The sequence below is a fragment of the Streptomyces sp. WG5 genome, from assembly GCF_049974565.1.
Classification (GTDB): Bacteria; Actinomycetota; Actinomycetes; order Streptomycetales; family Streptomycetaceae; genus Streptomyces.
This window is the reverse complement of record NZ_JBNGGC010000028.1, coordinates 76227-103062: the sequence shown is the minus strand read 5'-3', so window position 1 is coordinate 103062 and position 26836 is coordinate 76227. Positions and strand designations below refer to the sequence as shown.

Annotated in this window: 21 protein-coding genes, 1 tRNA gene and 2 pseudogenes; 15 read left to right on the top strand and 9 right to left on the bottom strand. The window is 69.7% G+C overall.

Going from position 1 to position 26836, the window contains the following annotated elements:
• Positions 1–6: 6 nt before the first annotated feature.
• The 3 genes and pseudogenes from ACP4IX_RS26460 to ACP4IX_RS26450 form a co-directional block, all read left to right on the top strand.
• A complete protein-coding gene (locus tag ACP4IX_RS26460; RefSeq protein ID WP_426520922.1) occupies positions 7–615 on the top strand; it encodes a hypothetical protein in 609 nt (202 codons plus the stop codon).
• Positions 616–1745: 1130 nt separating this feature from the next.
• A pseudogene (locus ACP4IX_RS26455) lies at positions 1746–2159 on the top strand (helix-turn-helix domain-containing protein); the annotation flags it as partial.
• A 1-nt stretch (position 2160) separates the two neighbouring features.
• Positions 2161–2559 (top strand): annotated as a pseudogene (locus ACP4IX_RS26450) (tyrosine-type recombinase/integrase); the annotation flags it as partial.
• A gap of 89 nt (positions 2560–2648) precedes the next feature.
• On the opposite strand, the gene ACP4IX_RS26445 reads toward ACP4IX_RS26450, so the two are convergent.
• A tRNA-Gly gene (locus ACP4IX_RS26445) sits at positions 2649–2722 on the bottom strand.
• Positions 2723–3255: 533 nt separating this feature from the next.
• On the opposite strand from ACP4IX_RS26445, the gene dcd reads away from it, so the two are divergent.
• Both dcd and ACP4IX_RS26435 read left to right on the top strand, forming a co-directional pair.
• Entirely contained in the window at positions 3256–3831 is a 576-nt protein-coding gene (gene dcd / locus ACP4IX_RS26440) for a dCTP deaminase (protein ID WP_055418772.1), read from the top strand.
• Between the two features lie 28 nt (positions 3832–3859).
• The gene (locus ACP4IX_RS26435; protein ID WP_426520919.1) at positions 3860–4357 is read left to right on the top strand and encodes a phosphoribosyltransferase; all 498 of its coding nucleotides are present in this window, start codon (positions 3860–3862) and stop codon (positions 4355–4357) included.
• A 145-nt stretch (positions 4358–4502) separates the two neighbouring features.
• Here the strand turns inward: ACP4IX_RS26435 and ACP4IX_RS26430 are convergent, their stop codons facing one another.
• Both ACP4IX_RS26430 and ACP4IX_RS26425 read right to left on the bottom strand, forming a co-directional pair.
• Positions 4503–5525: a YIP1 family protein gene (locus tag ACP4IX_RS26430; RefSeq protein ID WP_426520917.1), complete on the bottom strand. Its 1023-nt coding sequence runs from the start codon at positions 5523–5525 to the stop codon at positions 4503–4505.
• 190 nt (positions 5526–5715) lie between these two features.
• Positions 5716–7998 (bottom strand): (Fe-S)-binding protein, encoded by a 2283-nt coding sequence (locus ACP4IX_RS26425; protein WP_426556928.1) that lies wholly within the window; start codon positions 7996–7998, stop codon positions 5716–5718.
• Positions 7999–8388: 390 nt separating this feature from the next.
• On the opposite strand from ACP4IX_RS26425, the gene ACP4IX_RS26420 reads away from it, so the two are divergent.
• From ACP4IX_RS26420 to ACP4IX_RS26390, 7 genes are all read left to right on the top strand, one after another.
• Positions 8389–9906, top strand: a complete 1518-nt coding sequence (locus ACP4IX_RS26420) for an MraY family glycosyltransferase (protein WP_426556926.1) — start codon at positions 8389–8391, stop codon at positions 9904–9906.
• 95 nt (positions 9907–10001) lie between these two features.
• Complete coding sequence (gene dnaK, locus ACP4IX_RS26415) at positions 10002–11858, top strand: molecular chaperone DnaK (RefSeq protein WP_426520911.1); 1857 nt, start codon at positions 10002–10004, stop codon at positions 11856–11858.
• Positions 11855–12541 carry a nucleotide exchange factor GrpE gene (gene grpE, locus ACP4IX_RS26410; protein ID WP_426556924.1) on the top strand — a complete coding sequence of 229 codons (687 nt, stop codon included), beginning with the start codon at positions 11855–11857 and terminating at the stop codon, positions 12539–12541. Before dnaK ends, grpE begins: the two co-directional genes overlap by 4 nt.
• Before the next feature lie 42 nt (positions 12542–12583).
• Positions 12584–13774 (top strand): molecular chaperone DnaJ, encoded by a 1191-nt coding sequence (gene dnaJ / locus ACP4IX_RS26405; protein ID WP_426520907.1) that lies wholly within the window; start codon positions 12584–12586, stop codon positions 13772–13774.
• 4 nt (positions 13775–13778) lie between these two features.
• The gene (locus ACP4IX_RS26400; RefSeq protein ID WP_426556922.1) at positions 13779–14234 is read left to right on the top strand and encodes a heat shock protein transcriptional repressor HspR; all 456 of its coding nucleotides are present in this window, start codon (positions 13779–13781) and stop codon (positions 14232–14234) included.
• Positions 14235–14408: 174 nt separating this feature from the next.
• Positions 14409–15527, top strand: a complete 1119-nt coding sequence (locus ACP4IX_RS26395; protein WP_426520903.1) for a sugar ABC transporter substrate-binding protein — start codon at positions 14409–14411, stop codon at positions 15525–15527.
• Between the two features lie 189 nt (positions 15528–15716).
• Entirely contained in the window at positions 15717–16760 is a 1044-nt protein-coding gene (locus tag ACP4IX_RS26390; RefSeq protein ID WP_426521099.1) for a LuxR C-terminal-related transcriptional regulator, read from the top strand.
• On the opposite strand, the gene ACP4IX_RS26385 is transcribed toward ACP4IX_RS26390, so the two are convergent.
• The gene (locus tag ACP4IX_RS26385; RefSeq protein WP_426520901.1) at positions 16723–17742 is read right to left on the bottom strand and encodes a helix-turn-helix transcriptional regulator; all 1020 of its coding nucleotides are present in this window, start codon (positions 17740–17742) and stop codon (positions 16723–16725) included. The two genes, ACP4IX_RS26390 and ACP4IX_RS26385, sit on opposite strands and share 38 nt — an antisense overlap.
• Positions 17739–18710, bottom strand: coding sequence for a helix-turn-helix transcriptional regulator (locus ACP4IX_RS26380; RefSeq protein ID WP_426521097.1), 972 nt, complete (start codon positions 18708–18710; stop codon positions 17739–17741). Before ACP4IX_RS26380 ends, ACP4IX_RS26385 begins: the two co-directional genes overlap by 4 nt.
• 363 nt (positions 18711–19073) lie before the next feature.
• Here ACP4IX_RS26380 and ACP4IX_RS26375 point away from each other — a divergent pair, with 363 nt between their 5' ends.
• Together ACP4IX_RS26375 and clpB are read left to right on the top strand one after the other, a co-directional pair.
• Positions 19074–19409, top strand: a complete 336-nt coding sequence (locus tag ACP4IX_RS26375; RefSeq protein ID WP_426520899.1) for a hypothetical protein — start codon at positions 19074–19076, stop codon at positions 19407–19409.
• 307 nt (positions 19410–19716) lie between these two features.
• Positions 19717–22314, top strand: coding sequence for an ATP-dependent chaperone ClpB (clpB, locus tag ACP4IX_RS26370; RefSeq protein WP_426520897.1), 2598 nt, complete (start codon positions 19717–19719; stop codon positions 22312–22314).
• A 161-nt stretch (positions 22315–22475) separates the two neighbouring features.
• On the opposite strand, the gene ACP4IX_RS26365 is transcribed toward clpB, so the two are convergent.
• The gene (locus ACP4IX_RS26365) at positions 22476–22901 is read right to left on the bottom strand and encodes a hypothetical protein (protein WP_426520895.1); all 426 of its coding nucleotides are present in this window, start codon (positions 22899–22901) and stop codon (positions 22476–22478) included.
• A gap of 185 nt (positions 22902–23086) precedes the next feature.
• Here ACP4IX_RS26365 and ACP4IX_RS26360 point away from each other — a divergent pair, with 185 nt between their 5' ends.
• Positions 23087–23623, top strand: a complete 537-nt coding sequence (locus ACP4IX_RS26360; RefSeq protein WP_426520893.1) for a YbjN domain-containing protein — start codon at positions 23087–23089, stop codon at positions 23621–23623.
• Between the two features lie 72 nt (positions 23624–23695).
• Here the strand turns inward: ACP4IX_RS26360 and ACP4IX_RS26355 are convergent, their stop codons facing one another.
• The 3 genes from ACP4IX_RS26355 to ACP4IX_RS26345 form a co-directional block, all read right to left on the bottom strand.
• A complete protein-coding gene (locus ACP4IX_RS26355; RefSeq protein ID WP_426520891.1) occupies positions 23696–24898 on the bottom strand; it encodes a pyridoxal phosphate-dependent aminotransferase in 1203 nt (400 codons plus the stop codon).
• A gap of 335 nt (positions 24899–25233) precedes the next feature.
• The gene (locus tag ACP4IX_RS26350; protein ID WP_426556920.1) at positions 25234–25356 is read right to left on the bottom strand and encodes a hypothetical protein; all 123 of its coding nucleotides are present in this window, start codon (positions 25354–25356) and stop codon (positions 25234–25236) included.
• Between the two features lie 480 nt (positions 25357–25836).
• Entirely contained in the window at positions 25837–26121 is a 285-nt protein-coding gene (locus tag ACP4IX_RS26345; protein WP_426521095.1) for a WGxxGxxG family protein, read from the bottom strand.
• Positions 26122–26836 lie beyond the last annotated feature (715 nt).

Sequence of the window (26836 nt, the reverse complement as noted above, 5' to 3'; positions counted from 1 at the left end):
ACCCGGATGGACAGCGAAACCGAGCCCGCGCGTCAGAGCGGTCCGCAGGCGCACCTCGATGCCGATACGTGGGCGGCGGCTGTGGAGATGTACCGCAACCGATACTCCTTCATCGGTGTCGGCCCGCGCACACATGGGGACTGGCTGCCCGATGTGTCCGCGGTGATGCACCGCGAGGTGGCCGACCCCCGTGGCTGGCGGGGCCGGGATTCTGAGCAGGGAGAAGTGGAACTGGAGGAGGATCCTGGCTTCCCGTTCCGGGTCCCGCCGGCGGATGAGGCAGGGGCCGCGGAGTGGCGCAGCCGGCTGTTCGAGATCCCGCGGTCCGCCGTCGTACGGCTGCTCGTCATGCTGGCGACGGACGGCATGGACGTGTCGCGGCAGTACTGCTTCGACGACCGCAGGACGGGCATGGAAGAACACGCGCAGGTGATCCTGTCGCGCTTCCCGCAGGGCTCGCAGTTCCTCACGAACACCCGATACGACGACGGCCACCCCGACTTCTACAAGAAGGTCACCGGCTGCTGGCCGCTGTCCCAGTACGCCTGGGACTTCGGCCTGCTCGCGGTGTCCCGTGAAGAAGTCGGCCTCATCTGGTCGTTCGACGCAAGCTGAAGTGGAAGCCATGACGGTACATGGCTTGATATCGCTCACGCCGAAACGCGAAGTCTCCATATCCGCGGACTTGGTGACTGGCTAACTGAGGCTACGGAGATGCCTCAAGAGGTAGTCCGACGCCAAAAGAGTGGGGAAAAACGTGCAAATGACAGAGGTTATGAGCGTTCGCCTGTCGGATCGCGAGGGGCGCTCAGCAGTGCACCCCTGGCGCGGGTAAGTCACGATTCGCGTGTAGATATCCTGGGAGATGGATATCCGTTCGAGGAAATGGATCAAAGGTCCCTGGCGGATCTAGACGCAGCTGAACAGAGACTCCTTGACAAAATAGCTGCCGCCGATCCAGAGTCGTTGACCCTTCCTCACTATCGGGGCCTGACCGACGTTAGTTCTCGTAAGATTAGACGGTTGCCAGATCGAATCATGGCTATGGTCCGAACGGCGCGAGACCTCGCTGAGCCCCCTGACGAGCGAGCAGCTGGTGCCGTGCTCGTGAACTTGGGGGACCTCATCTAGTGAAGTTGGCTGCTGTGCGGAGCCCGGGCGCAGCGAGTCAGTCAAGCCTCAGCGGAGCATGTCCCGTCAAACGCAGAGGAAGGGGCGCGAATTCGCCGCAAGCTGTACCTGGCGGAGCAGCCTGGCGTCCCCATGGGGGATGCTTGGGTCGATATCCCTCCGCTGAACTCTCAGGCCGTTGAGTGGTTGGATTATCCGACACAAAAGCCTCTTACATTGCTTGAGCGGATCATCGCTTCGAGTAGTAAGCCTGGCGTTTGGTACTCGATCCGTTTTGTGGTTGCGGAACTTCCATCGATGCAGCGCAAAAGAATGGGCGGCGTTGGACGTCGTTCGAAGGGGGATTGTAAGGTGCAGCTGAACAGACAGGCCGCTCTGACCCTGATCCGCTCAGGCCAGGACGCGTATAGAGCTGGGAAATCCTCTGGCGCCTGCCCGTTTGATCGGTTGGGTGATGCAGAGCAGCAGTTCGGGTACCGCTACTGGATGCGCGGCTGGATCCAGGAGCGTTGCATCGACGAATCCGCTGAAGACGGGTCGGTCCCGACGGTATAAGGGGCCGTCGCCGAAAGATCAGCTATTTTGCGGGCGGTAGTGTTGTTGTCGGTTGTCGGTTGTCGGTTGTCGAGCAGAGACACCGGGCGGTGCTTGCGGTGCTGGCGGGTGCGACGGTGACGGAGGTGGCCGCGTCGCTGGGGGTGTCGCGGCAGACGGTCAGCGGCTGGGAGTGCCGGTATGAGGCCTCCGGCCTGGCCGGGTTGGCGGACCGGTCGCGCAGGCCGGCGTCGTGTCCGCATCAGGCGTCTGCCGAGGTGGAAGCGGTGGTGTGTGAGCTGCGGCGCAAGCACCCGAAGTGTGGTCCGCGGCGGATCGCGTTTGTGCTGGAGCGGTCCGGAACCGTGACGCCGGTGCCGTCGCGGATGACCGTCTATCGGGTCCTGGTCCGGCAAGGGCTGGTGGAGCCGGGGGTTCGGAGGCGGAAGCGGTCGGATCACAAGCGCTGGCAGCGGGACCGTCCGATGCAGCTGTCTGCACCAGGAGGTGAGGCAGCACCTCGCGTGGTTCGCCGAGAAGGAGCCGGACGGTCTGGTCTTCGTCGGTGAGAAGGGCGCACCTTTCCGGCGCACCTCGTTCGGGCGGAAGTGGCGACGGGCCCGCACGGTCGCGGGTCTCCCGGAGGGGTTCCGCTTCTACGATCTCCGGCACACCGGGCACACGCTCTCGACCCGTTCGGGGGCCACCCTCAAGGACACGGTGGTCCGCGCCGGCCAGTCGTCCGAGAAGGCCGCGCTGATCTATCAGCGCTCCGACGAGGAGCGGCAACGTGATGTGGCTTCGGGGCTCGACGACATGGTGCGTGCCGAGCGTGCGAAGAACCACACCGGCGACGACGGTGCGCACCACAAGGACCGTCCCGCCACCGGGTAGCGCGTCCTTATGGTGCGGTTGTGGTGCGCAGCCCGCCCACTGGTCCAGACAACAAAGAACCCCCGGGTCGATGACCTGGGGGTTTCTGTTGGAGCGGGTGACGAGAATCGAACTCGCACTCTCAGCTTGGGAAGCTGATGTTCTACCACTAAACTACACCCGCACAAGACGCCGATCACGGTCGGTGCCTGGACGCTTGCTCACTCTACCTCATCTCCGGCCCCCGGTGTTCGCGCCGTGGGGCCGGTGGGCGTTTCGGCGGGGTGATGCGGCTGCGGGGGGCCGGAGTTGGGGCGTACGGTGGGGGCCTCGGGGCGGTCCGGGAGGGGTCGGAGTGCCGCCTGGAGAGACGTCTCTTTGATCCCGTACTGTGGCTTTTGTCGTCAGGGTAGTAAGCCAGACGCGGCTCTTGGGGAAGGGACTTGAAGGACTTGATGGATCGCACCGTCCTCCGCTGTGCCGATGGGCACGTGTTCACCGCCGCCTCGTTCCCGATGCAGCAGGCCGAGCGACTCGGCCCCGGCCGGCTCGTCCGATGTCCGCGGTGTGCGCGGCTGCGGAGTGCCGTGCCGGTGGGTTCCGGAAAGCGGTAGCCGGCCTCCCGCCGGGGGGACCCCCAGCAGGACTCCAGTAGGACCGGGCGCGCGGCGCGGCGGCGATTGTCGCTGCTCCGCGCGCCTTGCGTATCCTCGGTGCGTGCTTCTCTCAGACAAGGACATCCGGGCCGAGATCGATTCCGGGCGGGTCCGCATCGATCCCTTCGACGACTCCATGGTGCAGCCGTCGAGTATCGACGTGCGCCTCGACCGCTACTTCCGGGTGTTCGAGAATCACCGGTACCCGCACATCGACCCCTCCGTGGAGCAGGCGGACCTGACCCGGCTCGTGGAGCCGGAGGGGGACGAGCCGTTCATCCTGCACCCCGGTGAGTTCGTGCTGGCCAGTACGTACGAGGTCGTCTCACTGCCCGACGATCTCGCCTCGCGGTTGGAGGGGAAGAGCTCGCTCGGGCGGCTCGGGCTCGTCACGCACTCCACCGCCGGGTTCATCGACCCCGGTTTCTCCGGACACGTGACGCTCGAGCTCAGCAATCTCGCGACCCTGCCCATCAAGCTGTGGCCGGGCATGAAGATCGGGCAGCTGTGCATGTTCCGGCTCACGTCGCCGGCCGAGCACCCGTACGGGAGCGAGCGGTACGGGTCCCGTTACCAGGGGCAGCGGGGGCCGACGGCCTCGCGGTCCTTCCTCAACTTCCATCGGACCCAGGTATGAGCAGCGAGAACGCAGGCGGGACACGCGCATGAGTGACGTTCGGGAGAATCTGACCTACGAGCAGTTCGGCGTCGCCGTGCGCGAGCTCGCGCAGGCCGTCGCCGACGACGGGTACGAGCCCGACATAGTGCTCTCCATCGCGCGTGGCGGGGTCTTCGTGGCGGGTGGACTGGCCTACGCCCTCGACTGCAAGAACATCCACCTCGTGAACGTGGAGTTCTACACCGGGGTCGGCACCACGCTCGAGATGCCCGTCATGCTCGCGCCCGTGCCCAACGTCATCGACTTCTCCCGGAAGAAGGTCCTCATCACCGACGACGTCGCCGACACCGGCAAGACGCTCAAGCTGGTGCGGGACTTCTGCCTGGACACCGTCGCCGAGGTCCGCAGCGCCGTGATCTATGAGAAGTCCCACTCGCTCGTCCAGTGCGAGTACGTGTGGAAGCGGACCGACGAGTGGATCAACTTCCCCTGGTCGGTTCAGGAACCTGTCGTGCGGCGGGCCGGGCAGGTGCTCGACGCCTGACGGCCCCCGGAGGGCGCCTGCTCTTCGGAAGGTGCCTGGTCTCCGGAAGTCCGGAAGACGTGCGTAGGGCCCCCGGCGTGTCTCGCCGGGGGCCCTACGTGTGCGGTCTCCGCGTGCCGGCCGGCTCGTCGTGCCGGCCGGCTCGTCAGAAGGTGCCCAGCTTCACGATCGACAGCAGTGCGATCAGCTGGATCGCGGCAGCGCCGAGCGCCTTCGGCCAGGGCAGGTCGTGGGAGCGGCTGACCATCAGGGTCAGCAGGGCGCCGGCCGCGACCCAGGTGGCCCAGCCGAGGATCTGGACGAAGGAGGCGTCGCCGCCGGCGAACATCGCGACGACCAGGCGCGGCGCGTCCGTGATCGACATGATCAGCATGGAGAGGCCGACCGTGGGCTGCCACGCGCCGTCGCCGCCGAGCTGGCGGGCCATGGTGTGGGTGACCACGCCCAGGATGAACGCGCTCAGCACCATCGCCACGGCCGTGGTCAGGACGATCGGGATCGCGTTCGAGAGGGTGGCGTTGATCGCCTCCTCGCGGGCGCCGTCGAAGCCGAAGACCGCCAGCAGGCCGTAGAGGAACGTGACGACGAGCGCGGGGACCCACATCGCGTAGTCCCGCATCTGGAGGAAGGTCTGGTCGGGGGCGAGGACGACCCCCCTCAGCAGGGCCTTCCAGTGCAGGCGGGGACCGACCGGGCCGGGCGCCGGGGCGGCACCGGCGCGGTAGGTCCCGCCCTGGTTGTAGGGGTCGTCGCCGACCGTGAACGCCTGGGTGTGACCCGGATTGTTGGCCGCGTACGGGTCGTACGGGGCCTGGCCCCCCGGCGGGTGGTGCGGGCCGCCCTGGGGGTAGCCGCCGCCGTCGCCGAAGTACTCCGGCTCACCGTGTCCCCCACCGTGGGGCTGGGGCCACGGGCCGCCGGGGCCGGGGCCGCCACCCCCGTACGGCTGCTGCGGGTACGGCTGCCGAGGCGTCGCGGGACCGCCGTACGACGGTCCCTGGGGCGCCTGCTGTCCGTACGGAGGGTTCTGCGGTCGCGCGTGAGGAGCGCCGTTGTCCCGGCCGCGTCCGATCCTGAATCCAGCCACGCCTTCGAACGTACCTGGTCCCGGAGAGTGACGTGCCGGACCCGGCCTTCCGGGGCGGCCTTTGCGGCCGAGCTGTGACATCCCCTACGGGTGTACCCCGAGGGCCCCCGAGGGCCCCGAGGGCTTTCGGCGGGTTGCCCCCGCGGGGTTCCCCCGGGAGGTCGGCGGCGGCGGGCGCGTACGGGCCATGACGCGCGTGTCCGGTGTACGGCGACACCCCCAGGTCCGGACGGAGCCTGGGGGTGTCTGCGAGGGGAAGGGCGCGGGCCGGTTACTTCACCGGCTCGGGCGTCGGCTCGCTCTCGGCCTCCGGCTCGTCCGCCGGGTCGGCCGGGGTCCTGACGGAGTCCAGCAGGAGCTGGGCGACGTCGACGACCTGGATGGACTCCTTGGCCTTGCCGTCGTTCTTCTTGCCGTTGACGGAGTCGGTGAGCATGACGAGGCAGAAGGGGCAGGCGGTGGAGACGATGTCGGGGTTGACGGACAGGGCCTCGTCGACGCGCTCGTTGTTGATGCGCTTGCCGATCCGCTCCTCCATCCACATCCGCGCGCCGCCGGCGCCGCAGCAGAAGCCGCGCTCCTTGTGGCGGTGCATCTCCTCGTTGCGGACGCCCGGGACGGCGGCGATGATCTCGCGCGGCGGCGTGTAGATCTTGTTGTGCCGGCCCAGGTAGCACGGGTCGTGGTACGTGATGATGCCCTCGACCGGGGTCACTGGGAGCAGCCTGCCCTCGTCCACCAGGTGCTGGAGCAGCTGGGTGTGGTGGATGACCTCGTAGTCGCCGCCGAGCTGCGGGTACTCGTTGCCCAGGGTGTTGAGGCAGTGCGGGCAGGTGGCGACGATCTTCTTCGCCGACTTGGGCTTCGCCGACTCGGGCAGGACCTTGCCGTCGTCGTCCATCTCCTCGCCGAAGGCGGCGTTGAGGGACATGACGTTCTCCATGCCGAGCTCCTGGAACAGGGGCTCGTTGCCGAGGCGGCGGGCGGAGTCACCGGTGCACTTCTCGTCGCCGCCCATGATCGCGAACTTGACGCCCGCGATGTGGAGGAGTTCGGCGAAGGCCTTGGTGGTCTTCTTGGCGCGGTCCTCCAGGGCGCCGGCGCAGCCGACCCAGTACAGGTACTCGACCTCGGTGAGGTCCTCGATGTCCTTGCCGACGACCGGGACCTCGAAGTCGAGCTCCTTGAGCCACTCCAGGCGCTGCTTCTTCGCCAGGCCCCAGGGGTTGCCCTTCTTCTCCAGGTTCTTGAGCATCGTGCCCGCCTCGGACGGGAACGCCGACTCGATCATGACCTGGTAGCGGCGCATGTCGACGATGTGGTCGACGTGCTCGATGTCCACCGGGCACTGCTCGACGCAGGCGCCGCAGGTGGTGCAGGACCACAGGACGTCCGGGTCGATGACGCCGTTCTCCTCGAGGGTGCCGACCAGCGGGCGCTCGGCCTCGGCCAGCGCTGCCGCGGGCACGTCCTTCAACGCCTCGGCCGACGCCTTCTCCTCGCCCTCCATGGTCTTGCCGCCGCCGGCCAGCAGGTAGGGGGCCTTGGCGTGCGCGTGGTCGCGCAGGGACATGATCAGGAGCTTGGGGGAGAGGGGCTTGCCCGTGTTCCAGGCGGGGCACTGCGACTGGCAGCGGCCGCACTCGGTGCAGGTGGAGAAGTCGAGCAGGCCCTTCCAGGAGAAGTGCTCGACCTGGGAGACGCCGAAGACGTCGTCGTCGCCGGGGTCGGTGAAGTCGATCGGCTTGCCGCCCGACGTCATCGGCAGCAGCTCGCCCAGCGCGGTGCCGCCCTTCGCGTCGCGCTTGAACCAGATGTTGGGGAAGGCGAGGAAGCGGTGCCAGGCCACGCCCATGTCGGTCTTCAGGGCGACCGTGATCATCCAGATGAAGGAGGTCGCGATCTTCAGGCCGGCGAAGAGGTAGACGAGGTTCTGGAGCGTGGAGACGTCCAGGTCCTGGAGCGCGGAGACGACCGGGTACGAGATGAAGAACGACGCCTCGTAGCCGTCCACGTGGTGGAGGGCGCCCTCCAGGGCGTGCAGCATGAAGATGCAGACGCCGACGATGAGGATGACGGCCTCGACGAAGTACGCCTGGCCGAAGTTGGAACCGGCGAAGCGGGACTTGCGGCCCGGCTTGTTCGGCTTGCTCACCTGGCGGATCGCGATCAGGGCCAGGATGCCGAGCACCGTCATCGTGCCGATGAACTCGACGAAGACGTTGTACGGCGCCCAGTCGCCGATGACCGGCAGGATCCAGTCGGCCTGGAACAGCTGGCCGATCGCGTTGACGATCGTCAGCAGCAGGGAGAAGAAGCCCACCGCCACGAACCAGTGCGCCACCCCGACGACGCCCCAGCGGTTCATCCGGGTGTGGCCGAGGAACTCCCTGACCACGGTGAGGGTGCGCTGCGCGGGGTCATTGGTCCGCGTGCCGGCCGGCACCGGCTGGCCCAGCCGCATCGAGTTGTAGATCTGCAGGACGGCGCGGCCGAACAGTGCGACGCCGACCACGATCAGGACCAGCGACACGATGATCGCGGCGAGTTGCATTTGGGGGCTCCTCGGGCCTGCGAGGTTGCGAGGGTCGTATTACTAAGCGGTAACTTATTCAGTCCGTCTGAGACTACCCCCATCCTCTGCCGCACTGTAGCCGGACGTGCGGTGATCTGCGTCGCTGAGGCAACCCTGACCGGGCCGACGCCGTCCGCGGCCGACGGGGGCGCCCCCCAGGGGCCGGTGGGTGGCACCCCCAGGGTCGGCGGGCACCCCCGGGCCGACGGGTGGGCCCCCGGGCCGACGGGTGGCGTCCCCCGGCCGGCCGACCCCGACGGCAACCCTGGCCCCGGGGTCCGGTCGCCGGGTCCGGTGGTCTCGCTGAGTCGGACGCGCCATTCGTCGCAAATCATGATATTCAGCCTGATTCCGGCATAGGTTGTGCCCGTGCTCTACGGGATCGCTGCAGCCACTGCCTCCTTTCTCCTCGCCACCCTGCTCACCGCGCTGCTGAGGGGGCCGGCCCTGCGCCTCTCCCTCGTCGACCGGCGACGGCAGCGGCCCGTCCCCCTGCTCGGGGGTGCGGCCGTGGTCCTCGTCACCGGGCTGGTCGCGTGGGCCGGGGACCGCGCCGGCGTCGTGCCGCTCGGTGCCGGGGTCGGCCGGCTGCTCGTGGCCGGGGCCGCCGTCGGCGCGCTCGGCCTGGCCGCCGACGTCTGGCGGTTGCGGCTCCGGTGGCTGGTCGCCGGTACGGCTGTCGCGGCGGCGTGCGTGGTGCCGTACGGCGAGACCGGTCCGCTGCCGGGGGCGCTTGCCGTGGGCTGGATGGCGCTGGTCACCGCCGCCTTCCGGGGGCTCGACCACGCCGATGGGGTGGCCGGCACGGTGGGTGTGGTGACCGCCTTCGGTATCGGCGCCTGTGCCGCTGCGGAGCTGATGGACGGGCTGGCGGTCATGCTGAGCGCGCTGGCCGCCGCTCTGGCAGGGTTCCTGCTGCACAACCGGCATCCCGCGCGGATCGCGCTCGGGGCGTGCGGGTCGCTGTTCGCGGGCTTCCTGCTCGCCGGGGCGGCCGTGTTCACCCGGGCGGGGCACGCGCCCGGGGCCGGTGTGGCGGTGCTGTTCGCGCTGACCGCTGTGGCGACCGCCGACGCCGTCCTCGTACTCCTCTCGCGCCGGCTGGCCGGGCGACCCCTGCTGCGCGGCGGGCCCGACCACCTCCCGCACCGGCTGCGGCGGCTCGGGCTCACTCCGCAGGGCGCGGTGGTGGTCCTCGGCGCGGCCGCGTTCTGCGGGGTGCTCGTGGGCGTGCTCGTGCACACCCGCTGGGTGGAGGGGACGGCGGCGCTGTGGCTGGCGGGCTCAGCGGCCGCCGGGGTGGCGGCGCTGCTGCGGGTGCGGGTGTACGAACCGCCGAAGCGGCGCGCGGGGGCGGACACCCGGGTCGCCCGCACGTCACCGCACGGGACTCGCGCGGAGCTCCATGGGTATGCGCAGGAGCAGGCGCGCACACGGGCACAGGCCCGGCCCCGGGCGCGGAGGTGGGCGCGGGCGCGGGGGTGGGCCCGGGTATGGGGCCGGGCGAAGGTCCGGGTGAGGGGTCAGGTGCGAGGGCAGACGCAGGTCCGGATGCGAGAACAGGCGCAGGGCCAGGCGTCGGCCCGGGTGCAGGGCCAGGGGGCGGTCCGGGCGCCGGCCGGGGCGCAGGGGCAGGTGCCCTCCCTCCCGCAGGGCGAGGCGCAGCCCCGGGCGCAGGTGCGGGAGCGTCCCCGGGCGGGGGCGAAGGCGCCGGGGCAGTCCCGGGCGCAGCTCCGGCCGGAGCGGTGGGTGGAGCCCCAGGGGCTCGCCGGGGTGACTGGTGCCCCGGCTCGTGCGCCCTCCCGGGCGTCGATTTTTCCGGTTCGGCAGGCCAGGCGGGCCGAGAAAGACCAGGTCAGCGCGTCGTTGCGCGTAAGGAACGGATAAGAGTTGAGTGAGCCCGACTCACCTCTGTTGACCGCGCGGGGGGTGTCGTGCACACTTGAGCCTGTTCCACTCAAGTCAGCTGGAGGTTATTCACCATGGCACGTGCGGTCGGCATCGACCTGGGCACGACTAACTCCGTCGTCAGCGTTCTGGAGGGCGGCGAGCCCACCGTCATCACCAACGCCGAGGGCGCCAGGACCACGCCGTCCGTCGTCGCCTTCGCCAAGAACGGCGAGGTGCTGGTCGGCGAGGTGGCCAAGCGCCAGGCGGTCACGAACGTCGACAGGACCATCCGCTCGGTCAAGCGCCACATGGGCACCGACTGGAAGGTCAACCTGGACGGCAAGGACTTCAACCCGCAGCAGATCAGCGCCTTCGTGCTGCAGAAGCTGAAGCGGGACGCCGAGTCCTACCTGGGCGAGAAGGTGACCGACGCGGTCATCACCGTCCCGGCGTACTTCAACGACGCCGAGCGCCAGGCCACCAAGGAGGCCGGTGAGATCGCGGGCCTCAACGTCCTGCGCATCGTCAACGAGCCGACCGCCGCCGCGCTGGCGTACGGCCTGGACAAGGACGAGCAGGTCATCCTGGTCTTCGACCTCGGTGGCGGTACGTTCGACGTCTCGCTGCTGGAGATCGGCGACGGTGTCGTCGAGGTGAAGGCCACCAACGGTGACAACAACCTCGGTGGTGACGACTGGGACCAGCGCGTCGTCGACTACCTGGTCAAGCAGTTCCAGTCCGGCCACGGCGTGGACCTCGGCAAGGACAAGATGGCGCTCCAGCGCCTGCGCGAGGCCGCCGAGAAGGCCAAGATCGAGCTGTCCTCGTCCACCGAGACCTCGATCAACCTGCCCTACATCACCGCGTCCGCCGAGGGCCCGCTGCACCTGGACGAGAAGCTCACCCGCGCCCAGTTCCAGCAGCTGACGTCCGACCTGCTGGAGCGCTGCAAGACGCCGTTCCACAACGTCATCAAGGACGCCGGCATCCAGCTGTCCGAGATCGACCACGTCGTCCTCGTCGGCGGCTCCACCCGCATGCCCGCCGTCGCCGAGCTCGTCAAGGAGCTGACCGGCGGCAAGGACGCCAACAAGGGCGTCAACCCGGACGAGGTCGTCGCCATCGGCGCCGCCCTGCAGGCCGGTGTCCTCAAGGGCGAGGTCAAGGACGTCCTGCTCCTCGACGTCACCCCGCTGTCCCTCGGCATCGAGACCAAGGGCGGCATCATGACCAAGCTGATCGAGCGGAACACGACGATCCCGACGAAGCGTTCGGAGATCTTCACCACCGCCGAGGACAACCAGCCCTCCGTGCAGATCCAGGTCTACCAGGGCGAGCGCGAGATCGCGGCGTACAACAAGAAGCTCGGCATGTTCGAGCTGACCGGTCTGCCGCCGGCGCCCCGCGGCGTCCCGCAGATCGAGGTCGCCTTCGACATCGACGCCAACGGCATCATGCACGTCACGGCGAAGGACCTCGGCACCGGCAAGGAGCAGAAGATGACCGTCACCGGCGGCTCCTCGCTGCCGAAGGACGAGGTCGACCGGATGCGCCAGGAGGCCGAGAAGTACGCGGAGGAGGACCACGCCCGCCGCGAGGCCGCCGAGTCCCGCAACCAGGGCGAGCAGCTCGTCTACCAGACGGAGAAGTTCCTCAAGGACAACGAGGACAAGGTCCCGGGCGAGGTCAAGACCGAGGTCGAGGGTGCCGTCGCCGAGCTGAAGGAGAAGCTCAAGGGCGAGGACACCGCCGAGATCCGCACCGCCACCGAGAAGGTCGCCGCCGTCTCGCAGAAGCTGGGCCAGGCCATGTACGCCGACGCCCAGGGCGCGCAGGCCGCCGGTGGCGAGGCCCCGGGCGCGGGTGCCGGTGCCGCCTCCGGTGACAAGGACGACGACGTCGTCGACGCCGAGATCGTGGACGACGAGCGCAAGGACGGTGCCGCGTGACGGAGGAGACCCCGGGTTTCGAGGAGAAGCCCGACGTCCCCTCCGGCGCCACTCCCGACGACGCCGAGCCGAAGGCCGCCTCCGAAGAGGGGGCGGCCCCGGCCGGGGACGCAAGCGAGAACGCGGGCCTGCTGGCCCAGCTGGACCAGTTGCGCACGGCGCTGAACGAGCGCACGTCGGACCTCCAGCGGCTCCAGGCCGAGTACCAGAACTACCGCCGCCGGGTCGAGCGGGACCGCGTCGCGGTCAAGGAGGTCGCCGTCGCGAACCTCCTGTCCGAGCTGCTTCCCGTACTCGACGACATCGGTCGGGCCCGGGAGCACGGCGAACTCGTCGGCGGCTTCAAGTCCGTCGCGGAGTCGCTGGAGACGACCATCGCGAAGATGGGCCTCCAGCAGTTCGGCAAGGAGGGCGAGCCCTTCGACCCGACGATCCACGAGGCCCTGATGCACTCCTACGCACCGGACGTCACCGAGACGACGTGCGTGGCGATCCTGCAGCCCGGGTACCGGATCGGCGAGCGCACCATCCGCCCCGCGCGGGTGGCGGTCGCCGAGCCGCAGCCCGGAGCGCAGACGGTCAAAACGGCCGAGGAGAGCACCGAGGCCGCCGACGGCTCCGACTCCGCGGACAACGCGGGGAACGCCGGCACCAAGGAGAGCGGTGGCCCGGACGAGGGCTGAGCTCGAAGTGACGAAAGAGGCGCGAGAGGAGGGACGTCGGGGATGAGTACCAAGGACTTCATCGAGAAGGACTACTACAAGGTTCTCGGCGTCCCCAAGGACGCCACCGAGGCCGAGATCAAGAAGGCGTACCGGAAACTCGCCCGCGAGAACCACCCGGACGCCAACAAGGGAAACGTCAGGGCGGAGGAGCGCTTCAAGGAGATCTCCGAGGCCAACGACATCCTCGGTGACCCCAAGAAGCGCAAGGAGTACGACGAGGCCCGCGCCCTCTTCGGCAACGGCGGTTTCCGCCCGGGGCCGGGCGCGGGCGGCGGCGGAACGTTCAACTTCGACCTGGGCGACCTCTTCGGGGGCGGCGCCCAGGGCGGAGGCCAGGGCGCCGGCGGCTTCGGCGGCGGGCTCGGTGACGTCTTCGGGGGCCTGTTCAACCGCACCGGCGCCGGTGGCACCGGCACCCGGACCCAGCCGCGGCGCGGCCAGGACATCGAGTCCGAGGTCACGCTGAGCTTCACGGAGGCCATCGAGGGCGCGACGGTCCCGCTGCGGATGTCCTCGCAGGCGCCCTGCAAGGCCTGTTCGGGCACCGGCGACAAGAACGGCACGCCGCGCGTGTGCCCGACCTGCGTCGGCACCGGCCAGGTCGCCCGGGGCTCGGGCGGTGGCTTCTCGCTCACCGACCCGTGCCCGGACTGCAAGGGCCGCGGCCTGATCGCCGAGGACCCCTGCGACGTCTGCAAGGGCTCCGGACGCGCCAAGTCCTCGCGGACGATGCAGGTCCGCATCCCGGCCGGGGTGTCGGACGGGCAGCGCATCCGGCTGCGCGGCAAGGGCACGCCGGGCGAGCGGGGCGGCCCGGCGGGCGACCTGTACGTGGTCGTGCACGTCAAGGAGCACCCCGTCTTCGGGCGCCGGGGCGACAACCTCACCGTCACCGTCCCGGTGACGTACGCAGAGGCCGCCCTCGGCGGCGAGGTCCGGGTCCCGACGCTGGGCGGCCCGCCCGTCACGCTGAAGCTGCCGGCGGGCACCCCGGGCGGCCGCACCATGCGGGCCAGGGGCAAGGGCGCGGTCCGCAAGGACGGCACCCGCGGTGACCTTCTGGTCACCGTCGAGGTGAGTGTTCCGAGGGACCTTTCGGGGAAGGCTCGTGATGCGCTGGAGGCGTATCGCGAGGCGACCGCGGACGAGGACCCGCGGGCGGAGCTGTTCCAGGCCGCGAAGGGAGCTTGACGGGATGGACGGTCGTCGACGCAATCCGTATGAACTGACCGAGGACACCCCGGTCTACGTCATCTCGGTGGCGGCCCAGCTCTCCGGCCTGCACCCGCAGACCCTGCGCCAGTACGACCGCCTCGGCCTGGTCTCCCCGGACCGCACGGCCGGCCGCGGCCGGCGCTACTCGGCCCGCGACATCGAACTGCTCCGCACGGTGCAGCAGCTGTCGCAGGACGAGGGCATCAACCTGGCCGGAATCAAGCGCATCATCGAACTGGAGAACCAGGTCGCCGCGCTCCAGGCCCGCATGGCGGAGCTGCAGGACGCCCTCGACGGCGCGGCGTCGGCGATGCGCCAGCGCGAAGCCGCGGTGCACGCCTCGTACCGCCGCGACCTGGTCCCGTACCAAGAGGTACAGCAGACCAGCGCCCTGGTGGTGTGGCGGCCGAAGCGGCGCGGTCAGTCCTCGGACTGACCGGCCGTACCAGGCAGAACGGCTGTGACGGGCCCGGGAGTTCGACCGAACCTCCGGGCCTGTTCGCAACGGTGATGTCTCATTGGTCTAGTACTTCTTGACGATTTCGTGAAGACAGCGTTGGCTTCCCTCACCTGGGTCACCACAACACCCGTGTGTCGGAAGGTAAGCGCAGTGAACAGCCGTGCCCGTCGTATCGCCATATCCGTGGCCGCGTCCATGATGACCTTCTCGCTGGCCGCCTGCGGTGCGCTGGACGCGTCGGAGAGCAGTGACGCGGCGAGCCCGACCAAGGGCAACGACATCACTGTGGGACTGCTGCTTCCGGAGAAGGAGAACACGCGCTACGAGCAGTTCGACTACCCCTTCTTCAAGGCGAAGATCGCCGACCTCACGCGCGACGAGGGCAACGTCAAGTACGCCAACGCCGAGGCGAGCCCCGCCAAGCAGGCCGCCCAGATGCAGCAGATGATCGACGACAAGGTCGACGTGATCGTCCTGGACGCGGTCGACGCGAAGGCCGTCGGGGACAGCGTGCAGAAGGCCAAGGACGCCGGCATCCCGGTCATCGCCTACGACCGGCTGGCCGAGGGCCCGATCGACGCCTACATCTCCTTCGACAACGAGCTGGTCGGCGAGGTCCAGGGCCGCTCCCTCGTCGAGGCGCTCGGCAGCGACGCGCGCAGCTCCGCCAAGATCGTCATGATGAACGGCTCGCCCACCGATCCGAACGCCAAGCAGTTCAAGGCGGGGGCGCTGGCCCAGCTGAACGGCAAGGTGACGATCGCCCAGTCCTTCGACACCAAGGACTGGAAGGCGCAGAACGCCGAGGCGAACATGATCGAGGCGATCGAGAAGATCGGCAAGAAGAACATCGCGGGCGTCTACTCCGCCAACGACAGCATGGCGGGCGGCATCATCAAGGCCCTGGAGGACGCGGGCGTCACCGACCTGCCGCCGATCACCGGCCAGGACGCGGAACTCGCCGCGGTGCAGCGGATCGTCACCGGCGAGCAGTACATGAGCGTGTACAAGTCCTACCCGCAGGAGGCCGAGAGCGCCGCGGAGATGGCCGTGGCGCGGGTCCAGGGCCGGGACATCCAGTTCGACGCGCTCGCCCGCGACAAGGTCGACAGCCCCACCCACAAGGGCATCCCCGCGCAGCTCGTCCCCGTCGTCGCCCTGACGCGGGAGAACATCGAGCAGACCGTCGTCGCGGACGGCTTCTACAAGGTCTCCGACATCTGCACCGCCAAGTACGCGGAGGACTGCGCGGAGATCGGGCTGAAGTAGTCCCGCGCCGGTCCCGGCACACCGCTCCGGCCCCGGCACACCGCTCCGGTCCCGGCACACCGCGCCGGGCACAGCGGCTGCAACCAGCGTTTTCCGGCCGTCGTTCCCTGCGGAGCCGTGTTGCGGACCCGGTCCCGGCCGCGCATAGTTGCGCTGCGGAAGGAGCCGGAACCGGGGGTGGGATGGGCGATGGCCGGGCACGGGGCGGATGAGCATCCACACGGTGCCGACCGGCTGTGCGCGGCCGGGGACCGCATGTACTCCCGGGCCGTACGGCGCGGCCGGGTGCCGCGCCGGGACGCCGAGCCGGTGCCCTGCCTGCTGGAACTGGCCCTGCTGCACCCCGACCCGGACGACATGGACTGGCTGGTGCCGACCTCCCCGCAGGAGGTCATGACCCGGCTGCTGCGCGGGGTCCACGACGAGGTGAGCGCCAGTCAGCGGCGGGTGGGCTCCGCGGTGGAGGCCTTCGAGCGGTACGCGGGCCTCGGACGGCAGATCCAGACGCCGGCCGCGTCCGGGGGCGCGGCGATCCGGGTCCTCGACGGCCTGGCCCGCATCCAGGCGGCGATGGACGAGGCGACGCAGGCGTGCACGACGGAGGTGCTCACCGTCCAGCCCGGCGGCATCCGGCGTGAGGACGAACTGTCGGAGGGACTGCACCGCGCGCTGGCACTGCGCGGGCGCGGGGTGCGGATGCGGGACCTGTACACGCACGTGGCCCGGCACGGGCAGGGCCTGCTCAACTACCTGGACCTGATGGGCGACACGGTGGAGGCCCGCACCCTGGACGAGGTCGTCGACCGCCTCATCCTCTTCGACCGCACGGTGGCCTTCATCCCCGCCAACACCGACCGCACGATGGCCCTGGAGCTGCGCCACCCCGCCCTGATCGCCTACCTGGTCACGGTCTTCGAACGCCTGTGGCGCCTCGCGATCCCCCTGACCGCCCCCCTCCCCGACACCGGCTTCGAGGGCATCTCCCACCGCGAGCATTCCATCGCGGCGCTCCTGGCGGAGGGGCATCAGGACGCGGTGATCGCGGAACGGCTGGGCATCAGCGTCCGCACGGCCCGTTCCCACATCGCCCGTCTCTCGGAGACCCTGGGCGCGGCCAGCCGGACGCAGCTGGGGGTGCGCATAGCCCAGGTCGGCCTGGACGGCTCCCCGCGGAGCACGCCGCCTCCCGCCGCCGTCAGGGTTCCCGGTCCAGAATCCCCGACCGCCCGATGAGGTAGCCGAGCTGCGCCCGGCTCTCACTGCCGAGGGTGGCGGCGAGTTTGGCGATGTGGACGCGGGCGGTGCGGACGTTCATGCCGAGGCGGTCGGCTATGACGGTGTCGGTGTGCCCTTCGACGAGGAGTGCGGCTATGGCTCGCTGGCGGGGGGTGATGCCGTTGAGGGTGGGCTGGTGGACGGCTTGGGGGTGCATGGGGGTGGCCAGGCGCCAGAGGCGGTCGAACGTAGTGGTGAGATAGGAGACGAGGGCCGGCTGGCGTACCTCCAGCGCGAGGCTGCGGTCCTCGTTGGCGGGGATGAAGGCCACGGCCCGGTCGATGAGGATCAGGCGGTCCGTGACCTCGTCCAGGGTGCGGGCCTGGACGTCACCGCGAAGCTGTTCGTAGCGCGCGAGGATCGGTGGCGCGTGGCGCAGGGTGTGCTGGTAGATGGCCCGGATGCGGCCGCCGCGGTCCAGCAGGTCCTGGTCGCGCCGCAGCGCGGCGTCCCTGTAGCGGGTCTTGGACGGCGCGTAGCTGTTGTGCGGCTGAATGGCCAGGACCTCGGTGGCGGCGTTCATGGCCGCGTCGAGAACGGAGCTGATGTGTTCCTTGTCGCTGTGCACGGTGATCAGGGGGTCGGCCGGCGGGGTGTCGTACCGCCCGCTCACCCGCATCAGCGGTTCGAAGTTCGCGGCCAGTTGCTCGGAACGCCGGCGTTCGTCGGCGACGCGGTCCTCCGAAGCGCGCAGCAGCCGGTGCAGGGCCACGGCGGGTGCCACCGGCTCCAGCCACTCCAGGTCGTCAAGCGCGGGCCGCAGCAGGCCGTGAGCGGTGAGGCAGGGGGCCGGCTGTGCGGCTGACGCGCGCAGCCGTCCTTCCCGCAGGGCCCGGACGTACACCTCCGTCCCCACGGCGCACAGGTCCTCCGGGCCGTGCGCGGGGTGCGGGACGGAGGGGTCGGCCGCCGTCTGCCGGTCGTACGTCTCCTCGGTCACGGATGGCCTTCCCTCACGGCTCCTTGCTGTCCCTGTTCCAGGATCCCCGACTGGGCTATGAGGTAGCCGAGCTGGGCGCGGCTGCCGCTGCCGAGGACCGTCGCCAGTTTCGCGATGTGGGCTCGGCACGTGCGCACGTTCATGCCCAGGCGGCGGGCGATGGCCTCGTCGACGTGTCCTTCCACGAGGAGCTTGGCGATCGAGTGCTGGATGTCGGTGATGCCGTCGGGAGCCGTTTCGTAGGGGGCGCCGGCGGTGAGGGGGACCGCTCGGCTCCAGATGAACTCGAACACCTTGGTCAGGTAGCGGACCAGGCCCGGGTGCCGGATCTCCAGGGCGACCTGCCGGTCGTCCCGGACGGGGATGAAGGCCACGGCCTCGTCGCAGATGATGAGGCGTTCGACCAGTTCGTCGATGGTGCGGTACTCGGCCTTCCCGTTCGGGAACTGGTCCACGTAGGCCAGGCGTTCGGGGCTGTACCGCGCCGTGTGCTGGTAGAGGGTCCGGATCCGCACCCCCCGCTCTATCAGCGTCCTGTCGCGTTCCAGGGCTTCGATGAGCCTGCGCTCGGGGTGCCGTGCGCTCGGCTGGACCGTGAGCATCTCGCTCAGGCACTGGTCGGTGGCCAGGTCGAGGGCGGCGTTGATGCGGTCGAGACCCTCCAGCACGGTGATCGAGTGCGTCGGTGCCGCGCCCTGTGCGCTGATGGCCATGAAGGGCTCGAAGGCCGCGGCCAGCTCGATCGAGGTGCGCCTGCGTTCGGAGATCTCGTACTCGATGGGATTCAGCCGTCGGGCGAGGGCGACCGCGGGGGACACCGGGAGCAGCCAGTTCGCGTCGTCGGGATCGGGGTGGAGGAGCGCGAACTCCATCAGGCAGGGGACGGACTCCGCCTCCCCGCGGGCAATACGTCCGGTCCGCAGGGCGTTCGAGTAGAGGCGTCCGCCCTCCTCACACAGTTCAGTAATGGCATGGGGATGTATCGTTTTGGCCTGATTTGTTGTCAAGTCTCCACCCCCCAGGGTCCTGAACGTGCAGGAACATGATGCACCGATTGTGTGGCCATGACGTGCCTGAATGAGCCATCGTCTTATCCGACGGGGGAAGAGGGGACCTTCAAGTGAGGACGAAGCCGACTATGTCTAAGAGAATGCTTCGCTCGGTGCTTGTCGCCGCCTTCTCCGCCGTTGTGGCCTTCGGAACACTGAGTGGCCTCTCCGTCGAGAAGGGTGACGCTCGAGCGGACAGCGCCTGGTCACTGGCGATGGTGAACGCATCGCCCACCGGCGGGGACGGAGAAGCCACCACGGACGACAGTGCGTGGTCGTGACATGACGACGCCACCCGACGACCGCTCCTTCCGGCGCGAGATGGCCACCGCCTACCGCTCCGGCTGGCACTTCATCGACCTGGTCACCGCGGTCCCCCACCCCGGTGACTCCCTGATGGTGACCGTCTTCGGTGAGCCGGTCGTCGTCACGCTGGACGAGGACGGCGACGTACGGGCGTACCGGTGCCTCCGGCGGCCGCGAGGGGCGCCGCAGCCCGTGCGGTGTGCCATCCGGTACGGAATGATCTTTGTGAACCTGGACCAGAGGGACCACCGGCTCACCCAGCCGGAGGTCCCCGAAGTGAGGACCATCTCGGCCACCCCCCGCAGTGCCTGACGCGATTCCCCCGTCGTAACAGATCGCTCAGGTGCTTCCCCCCGGCAGCGGCGTCACCGTGACCTGAACACGGTGACGCCGCTGTCGTTTGCGTGGACATTTCGCGGTATCACAGGGTTCCGGGACTGGCTGAAAAGGCCCTCGCGTCGCGCCTCCGGCAGTCGTGCGGGACGACCCTGGTGCCACCGGGGGACTCGCGCCCGTTCTCCTTGAGTGGAATAGACTCAACTTTGTGTACGTTGTCTGAGTCAGCACTGGGAGACACGGCCGGACCGCCGACGGCCGACGCGAGGAGGAGAGCCAGAACGTGGACGCCGAGCTGACCAACCGGAGCCGGGACGCGATCAACGCGGCCAGCAACCGGGCCGTGACCGAGGGGAACGCCGACCTCACCCCCGCCCACCTGCTCCTGGCTCTGCTCCAGGGGCAGGACAACGAGAACATCACCGACCTGCTCGTCGCCGTGGAGGCCGACCTCGCGGCCGTGCGCGCCGGAGCCGAGCGCATCGTCGCCGGGCTGCCCAGCGTGACCGGGTCCACGGTCGCGCCGCCGCAGCCCAGCCGTGAGATGCTCGCGGTGGTCGCCGACGCCCAGGCCCGCGCCAAGGATCTCGGGGACGAGTACCTCTCCACCGAGCACCTGCTCCTCGGCATCGCCGCGAAGGGCGGCGCGGCCGGTGAGGTACTGGAGGGGCAGGGTGCCAGTGCGAAGAAGTTGCAGGAGGCCTTCCGCAAGGCGAGGGGAGGGCGCAGGGTGACCACCGCCGACCCCGAGGGCCAGTACAAGGCCCTGGAGAAGTTCGGCACCGACTTCACCGCCGCCGCCCGGGAGGGCAAGCTCGATCCCGTCATCGGACGGGACCAGGAGATCCGGCGCGTCGTGCAGGTGCTGTCCCGCCGCACCAAGAACAACCCCGTCCTCATCGGCGAGCCCGGCGTCGGCAAGACCGCCGTCGTCGAGGGGCTCGCCCAGCGGATCGTCAAGGGGGACGTGCCCGAGTCGCTCAAGAACAAGCGGCTGGTCGCGCTGGACCTCGGCGCGATGGTCGCCGGGGCCAAGTACCGGGGCGAGTTCGAGGAGCGGCTGAAGACCGTCCTCGCCGAGATCAAGGACTCCGACGGGCAGATCATCACCTTCATCGACGAGCTGCACACCGTCGTGGGCGCCGGGGCCGGCGGCGACTCCGCCATGGACGCCGGGAACATGCTCAAGCCCATGCTCGCGCGCGGTGAGCTGCGCATGGTCGGTGCGACCACGCTCGACGAGTACCGGGAGCGGATCGAGAAGGACCCGGCGCTGGAGCGGCGCTTCCAGCAGGTGCTGGTCGCCGAGCCGACCGTCGAGGACTCCATCGCGATCCTGCGCGGGCTCAAGGGGCGGTACGAGGCGCACCACAAGGTGCAGATCGCCGACAGCGCGCTGGTGGCCGCCGCCACGCTGTCCGACCGGTACATCACCTCCCGCTTCCTGCCCGACAAGGCCATCGACCTCGTCGACGAGGCCGCCTCGCGGCTGCGCATGGAGATCGACTCCTCCCCCGTCGAGATCGACGAACTCCAGCGCGCCGTCGACCGGCTGAAGATGGAGGAGCTGGCCATCGGCAAGGAGACCGACGCCGCCTCCCTGGAGCGCCTGGAACGACTGCGCCGCGACCTCGCCGACAAGGAGGAGGAGCTGCGCGGACTCACCGCCCGCTGGGAGAAGGAGAAGCAGTCCCTCAACCGCGTCGGCGAGCTGAAGGAGAAGCTCGACGAACTGCGCGGGCAGGCCGAACGCGCCCAGCGCGACGGCGACTTCGACACCGCCTCCAAGCTCCTGTACGGCGAGATCCCGACCCTGGAGCGCGACCTGGAGGCCGCCTCCGAGGCCGAGGAAGAGGTCGCGAAGGACACCATGGTCAAGGAGGAGGTCGGCGCCGACGACATCGCGGACGTCGTCGCCTCCTGGACCGGCATCCCCGCCGGACGGCTGCTGGAGGGCGAGACGCAGAAGCTGCTGCGGATGGAGGACGAGCTGGGCAAGCGGCTCATCGGGCAGCGGGAGGCCGTGGAGGCCGTCTCCGACGCCGTACGCCGCAGCCGCGCCGGGATCGCCGACCCCGACCGGCCCACCGGCTCCTTCCTCTTCCTCGGCCCCACCGGCGTCGGCAAGACCGAGCTGGCCAAGGCGCTCGCCGACTTCCTCTTCGACGACGAGCGGGCCATGGTCCGCATCGACATGTCGGAGTACAGCGAGAAGCACAGCGTCGCCCGGCTGGTCGGCGCCCCGCCCGGATACGTCGGGTACGAGGAGGGCGGCCAGCTCACCGAGGCCGTGCGGCGCCGGCCGTACACCGTCGTGCTGCTCGACGAGGTGGAGAAGGCGCACCCCGAGGTCTTCGACATCCTGCTCCAGGTCCTGGACGACGGGCGCCTCACCGACGGGCAGGGCCGTACCGTCGACTTCCGCAACACCATCCTGGTCCTCACCTCCAACCTCGGCAGCCAGTATCTGGTCGACCGGACGACCGGTGAGGCGGAGAAGAAGCAGCAGGTCCTGGAGGTGGTCCGGGCGTCCTTCAAGCCGGAGTTCCTCAACCGCCTCGACGACCTCGTGGTCTTCTCGGCGCTGGACAAGGAGGAGCTGAGCCGGATCGCGCGGCTCCAGACCGACGCCCTGGCCCGCCGCCTCGCCGAGCGCCGTCTCACCCTGGAGGTCACCGACGAGGCCCTGGCCTGGCTGGCGGAGGAGGGCAACGACCCGGCGTACGGCGCCCGCCCGCTGCGCCGCCTCGTGCAGACCGCGATCGGCGACCGGCTCGCCCGGGAGATCCTCTCCGGCGAGATCAAGGACGGCGACACGGTCCGCGTGGACCGTGTCGGCGACGACCTGATCGTGGGACCGGCGAGCGGAAAGACGCTGTAGGGCCGGTGCGGCGGACGGGCCCGGCCGGCCCGCCCGTCGCACCGGGCCGACCCGGCCCGTCACCCCTGGCGGGTGGCGGGCCGCCGCGCCTCACACGGCGAACGCGGAGAACCGCACCAGGGCGGCTCCGGCGTCCTCGTCCCCCACGCCGTCCCCCACGCTCACGCGGACGGCGTGGGCGCCCACGCCCTCCGGCAGACCCCGCGTGCGGAGTCCGGATCCGGCCACAGATCCGCGTCGTCGTCCGCGCAGAACGCGGTCCCGGGTCCGGGGGCGTCCGGGGAGGTGTGCGCGAGCCGGTTCCGGACACCCGTGCGCGGCATGCGGAAGGACGCGCTGCCATGAGTGTCCTGGAAACCCCGGAGGGTGCACGTGCCGACCGGCCGGGCGCCGTCCGGCAGGGTGGCCCCGCCGAACGCCGGCGCCTCGGAGCAGGGGACGAGGCCGGACGCCCGGCCGACGCCGTCCCGGTCGTCCGGTCCGGACAGGACGAGGCCCACGAGAACGGCGGGGAGCGGAAGCAGGACCAGCGCCGACAGCGACACGAGCGCCGCGGACTGTCCCCACCCGATCCGCCCCCGCGGCACCCCCTCGCCGCCTCCGGGCCCCGCAGGCGCGTTCCGCGTCCGTCTCGCGCCCGGCCTCTGTCCGCCGCACGTCCACCCGTCCGGCCGGATCATGTCAGCCCAAGGCTGACAGGCCCCCGGCGGGCTTGCCACGCCCCTCCCCGCATGGGGGAGGATGGCCAGATCCGTACGAAGGGAAATTCACGGTGACCATCGACCCGTCCTCGATTCCGAACTTCGGGGGCAAGCAGCCCGAGCCGCAGCCGCAAGAACCGGCGGGCCCCGTCGTCCCGGATCAGGATCTTGTGAAGCAGCTCCTCGACCAGATGGAGCTGAAGTATGTCGTCGACGACGAGGGCGACCTCGCGGCGCCGTGGGAGCAGTTCCGTACGTACTTCATGTTCCGCGGTGAGGGTGACCAGCAGGTCTTCTCGGTGCGGACGTTCTACGACCGGCCCCACCAGATCGACGAGAAGCCGCAGCTGCTGGAGTCGGTCGACGACTGGAACCGGCGCACCCTGTGGCCCAAGGTGTACTCCCACACCCACGACGACGGCACGGTCCGCCTGATCGGCGAGGCCCAGATGCTGATCGGCATGGGTGTCAGCCTGGAGCACTTCGTCACCTCGACGGTCAGCTGGGTCCGGGCCGCCATCGAGTTCGACCGGTGGCTCGTGGAGCAGCTCGGCCTCGAGCAGGAGGTCAACGAGTCGGAGAAGCCGACGGACGAGGACGGCGAATAGTCCGCCCCGTACGCGGGTGAGCCCGGCGCCCCGGCATTCCGGGGAGCCGGGCTCACGTCGTTGCGCCGTGGCTCATCCGGCCAGCGTCTTCAGCCGTCCCACCGCCTCCTCCAGCACCGGCGTACGCTTGCAGAACGCGAACCGGACGAAGGGGGCGCCCGCCGCCCGGTGGTCGTAGAAGACCGCGTTGGGGACGGCGACGACGCCGGCGCGTTCCGGCAGGGCGCGGCAGAAGGCGAAGCCGTCGCTCTCGCCGAGGGGGCGGATGTCGGTGGTGACGAAGTACGTCCCGGCGGGGCGGTAGACACCGAAGCCCGCCTCCGCCAGGCCCGTCGCCAGCAGGTCCCGCTTGGCCCGCATGTCCTCGCGGTAGGCGGCGAAGAACGAGTCGGGCAGCGCGAGGGCCTCGGCGACGGCGTACTGGAAGGGGCCGGAGGCCACGTACGTCAGGTACTGCTTGGCCGAGCGGACCGCCGTGACCAGGGCGGGAACGGCGGTGATCCAGCCGACCTTCCAGCCCGTGAACGAGAACGTCTTGCCGGCCGACCCGATGGTCACCGTGCGGTCGCGCATCCCCGGGAAGCTCGCCAGGGGGATGTGCTCGGCCGTGTCGAAGACCAGGTGCTCGTAGACCTCGTCGGTCACCACCAGCAGGTCCCGTTCCACGGCCAGCTCGGCGATCGCGGCCAGTTCACCGCGGGTCAGGACCGTGCCGGTCGGGTTGTGCGGGGTGTTCAGCAGGAGCAGGCGGGTGCGGTCGGTGACCGCGTCGCGCAGCTCGTCGAGGTCCAGCCGGAAGGCTGCCTGCCCGTCCGCGGAGTGCGGGCGCAGCGTGACGGGCACGCGCGTGCCGCCCGCCATCGCGATGCAGGCCGCGTACGAGTCGTAGTACGGCTCCAGCGCGACGACCTCGTCGCCGGGTTCCAGGAGGGCGAGCAGGGAGGCGGCGATGGCCTCCGTGGCGCCGGCGGTGACGAGGACCTCGGTGTCCGGGTCGTAGGACAGGCCGTACCGGTGGTGCTGGTGCGCGGCGACGGCGGCACGCAGCTCGGGGACGCCGGGGCCCGGCGGGTACTGGTTTCCGCGCCCGTCGCGCAGTGCCCGTACGGCGGCCTCCCGGATCTCCTCGGGACCGTCGGTGTCGGGGAAGCCCTGGCCCAGGTTGATCGCCCCGGTCCGTGCGGCCAGGGCGGACATCTCGGCGAAGATCGTCGTCCCGAACTCGGCGAGCCGGCGGTTGAGGAAGGGGCGTGCGCTGGAGCTCATGGGGGTCATGGCGGTCATCCTGCGCCGAAGCTCTGGAGTTCCTCAACTCACCTTCGGGCTTGGTCACCTGCGGCGTTGTTCCAGGCACCCCCTCTGACCTGCGGGTGGTCAGTCGACGTCTGTCATCGTCGGTCGACGTCGACCCCCCCTCGCACGGTCCAGGGACGGCCCCGTGCCTACATGGGGAGAGGGCCCGCCTTTCGCGAAACCCGTGGTCAGAACGGCCCCGCCGAGCGACTACCGCTACCGCTACGGCTTCGGCAGCTCGGCGACGAACGTTCCGATGCCCGGTTGCATTTGCGCCAGCCCTGCCGCCCGGAGCTCCGTGAGGACACGCCGGGGCGTCAGCTGCGCGATGCCGAACTCGCCCTGAATCGCGAGGACGCCGGGTACTCGCCATCGGCAATCCGTTGCTCGATGACCTCGTACACCTGCTTCCAGCGGGGGAAGTCCGGCTTCCAGTCCATGATCCGAAGCTAGGCAGTGCAAGCCTGATCGGCGAGGCGAGATTGCCTGACTGGCCCAGCTACCCCAGCTACCTGGGCAGGAGCGAGGCATCGTCGCTCCTCCTGGAGCCGGAGTGCTGTCACAGCCACTTGTTAGATTGCCTGGTGGATAGAGACCGGTCAGAGAACCTTCGAGGTCCGCGGTCAAGAGGGGCGGGCACAAAGGCCCCCGGGAGCCACCTCGGGGCTATGTTGCAGGCCGTAGATCCCCGCCCCTCTCATCCTCCGTGAGGCCAGCGGTCGGCACCTCCACTGAACGGCGGTGCCGGGGAAGCCCTCCCAATGTCCCCAGGTGAGCTGCGGCGATCGGCACCCTCAGCGTGGTCCACATGTCCGTGGGCGCACCATGCCTGACAAGGACAAGGTCTGGCCTCATCCTTATCAGATCGATGGTGTCAGACACTGATGTCGATCAGGGGATAGTCCTGACGGGCGTCTGACTCAGAGACGATCATTCGGGTGCGCGCCACCGGTCCCTGTGCCGCGACGGGTTCCCGTGTCATGTGTCTTACGTCGGCGAGGGATGAGACCGAGCAGACCCAGGAGGCCGGCGAGACCCCAAAGACCCCACCCTCCATCGTCATCGTCCTTGTTGTCATCTTCCTGCGCTTGACTCTGGGTGGCCTGCGCGGTGGCTGCCTGGGCCACCACCGGTGTCTGCGCTTCTGCGGTGACCACAGCAGGTCCCGCGAGGAGAGCGGCGGTCAGGAGAGCACCGATAGTCATGCGACGCATAGTTCCTCCTTGGATAACCCATAAGATGGGTCTTGCTCCCAATACGCGTGACTCCGGAGAGGTGCGCAACCCCGGCGGGCGCCACAACTCCTACTGGAGGGCGGTAGAGCTCTTCTGCCGGGCCCTACGCCCAGTAGGAGCCATTCGGTCGAATGGGTGACCTAGTGGAGCGACTCGCCCACCACTCACCCCAGCTTCCATCCCGTCCGCCGTCGACCCACACGCCCCGGACCGCGTCTGCTCGGCTTTGCCTGGGTCGACAGTGGTCGGGATGGGAGCACCCCACGCACACCCCTACGTGCCCGCGGTCGGCGACGGCGCCCCCTCCATCCCGGTGCCGGCCGATCCCCCGCCGGAGGCATCGTCTGTGACCGTGTGCTGCTCTGTGCGGTGCTCGCCTCATGGCCTCCGCTCCTACCCAGCAGTGGGCGCGCGCCGGCGCAGTGCGGGCGGAGCGGGCCGAAGGCAGGAGCGTCGCCCGGAGCGGAGCCGGGAAGCGCGCCCGGCGGAGCGGAGCGCAGCCGGGGCTTGATGCCCGACAGCCGCGAACGCGCTCGACGGGCCACCGACTCCGTGTTCCGGTACGGCCCGGAAGGGGATCACGGCCCACAGACGGCCCAGTGAACCGCCGACGGCCCCTGACTCGCACTCCGGTGCAGGTCAGGGGCCATTTTCGTTGAGGGGCCCTCAGATGTTCCTCAACTCT

Excerpts from the sequence above, each read along its gene's own strand:
- ACP4IX_RS26345 (WP_426521095.1), bottom strand. The coding sequence starts at position 26,121 with ATGACTATCGGTGCTCTCCTGACCGCCGCTCTCCTCGCGGGACCTGCT.
- ACP4IX_RS26350 (WP_426556920.1), bottom strand. The coding sequence starts at position 25,356 with ATGGACTGGAAGCCGGACTTCCCCCGCTGGAAGCAGGTGTACGAGGTC.
- ACP4IX_RS26430 (WP_426520917.1), bottom strand. The coding sequence starts at position 5,525 with ATGTCACAGCTCGGCCGCAAAGGCCGCCCCGGAAGGCCGGGTCCGGCA.
- ACP4IX_RS26400 (WP_426556922.1), top strand. The coding sequence starts at position 13,779 with ATGGACGGTCGTCGACGCAATCCGTATGAACTGACCGAGGACACCCCG.
- ACP4IX_RS26435 (WP_426520919.1), top strand. The coding sequence starts at position 3,860 with ATGAGTGACGTTCGGGAGAATCTGACCTACGAGCAGTTCGGCGTCGCC.
- ACP4IX_RS26375 (WP_426520899.1), top strand. The coding sequence starts at position 19,074 with ATGACGACGCCACCCGACGACCGCTCCTTCCGGCGCGAGATGGCCACC.
- ACP4IX_RS26460 (WP_426520922.1), top strand. The coding sequence starts at position 7 with ATGGACAGCGAAACCGAGCCCGCGCGTCAGAGCGGTCCGCAGGCGCAC.
- dnaK (WP_426520911.1), top strand. The coding sequence starts at position 10,002 with ATGGCACGTGCGGTCGGCATCGACCTGGGCACGACTAACTCCGTCGTC.
- dnaJ (WP_426520907.1), top strand. The coding sequence starts at position 12,584 with ATGAGTACCAAGGACTTCATCGAGAAGGACTACTACAAGGTTCTCGGC.
- ACP4IX_RS26425 (WP_426556928.1), bottom strand. The coding sequence starts at position 7,998 with ATGCAACTCGCCGCGATCATCGTGTCGCTGGTCCTGATCGTGGTCGGC.
- ACP4IX_RS26390 (WP_426521099.1), top strand. The coding sequence starts at position 15,717 with ATGGCCGGGCACGGGGCGGATGAGCATCCACACGGTGCCGACCGGCTG.
- ACP4IX_RS26355 (WP_426520891.1), bottom strand. The coding sequence starts at position 24,898 with ATGACCCCCATGAGCTCCAGCGCACGCCCCTTCCTCAACCGCCGGCTC.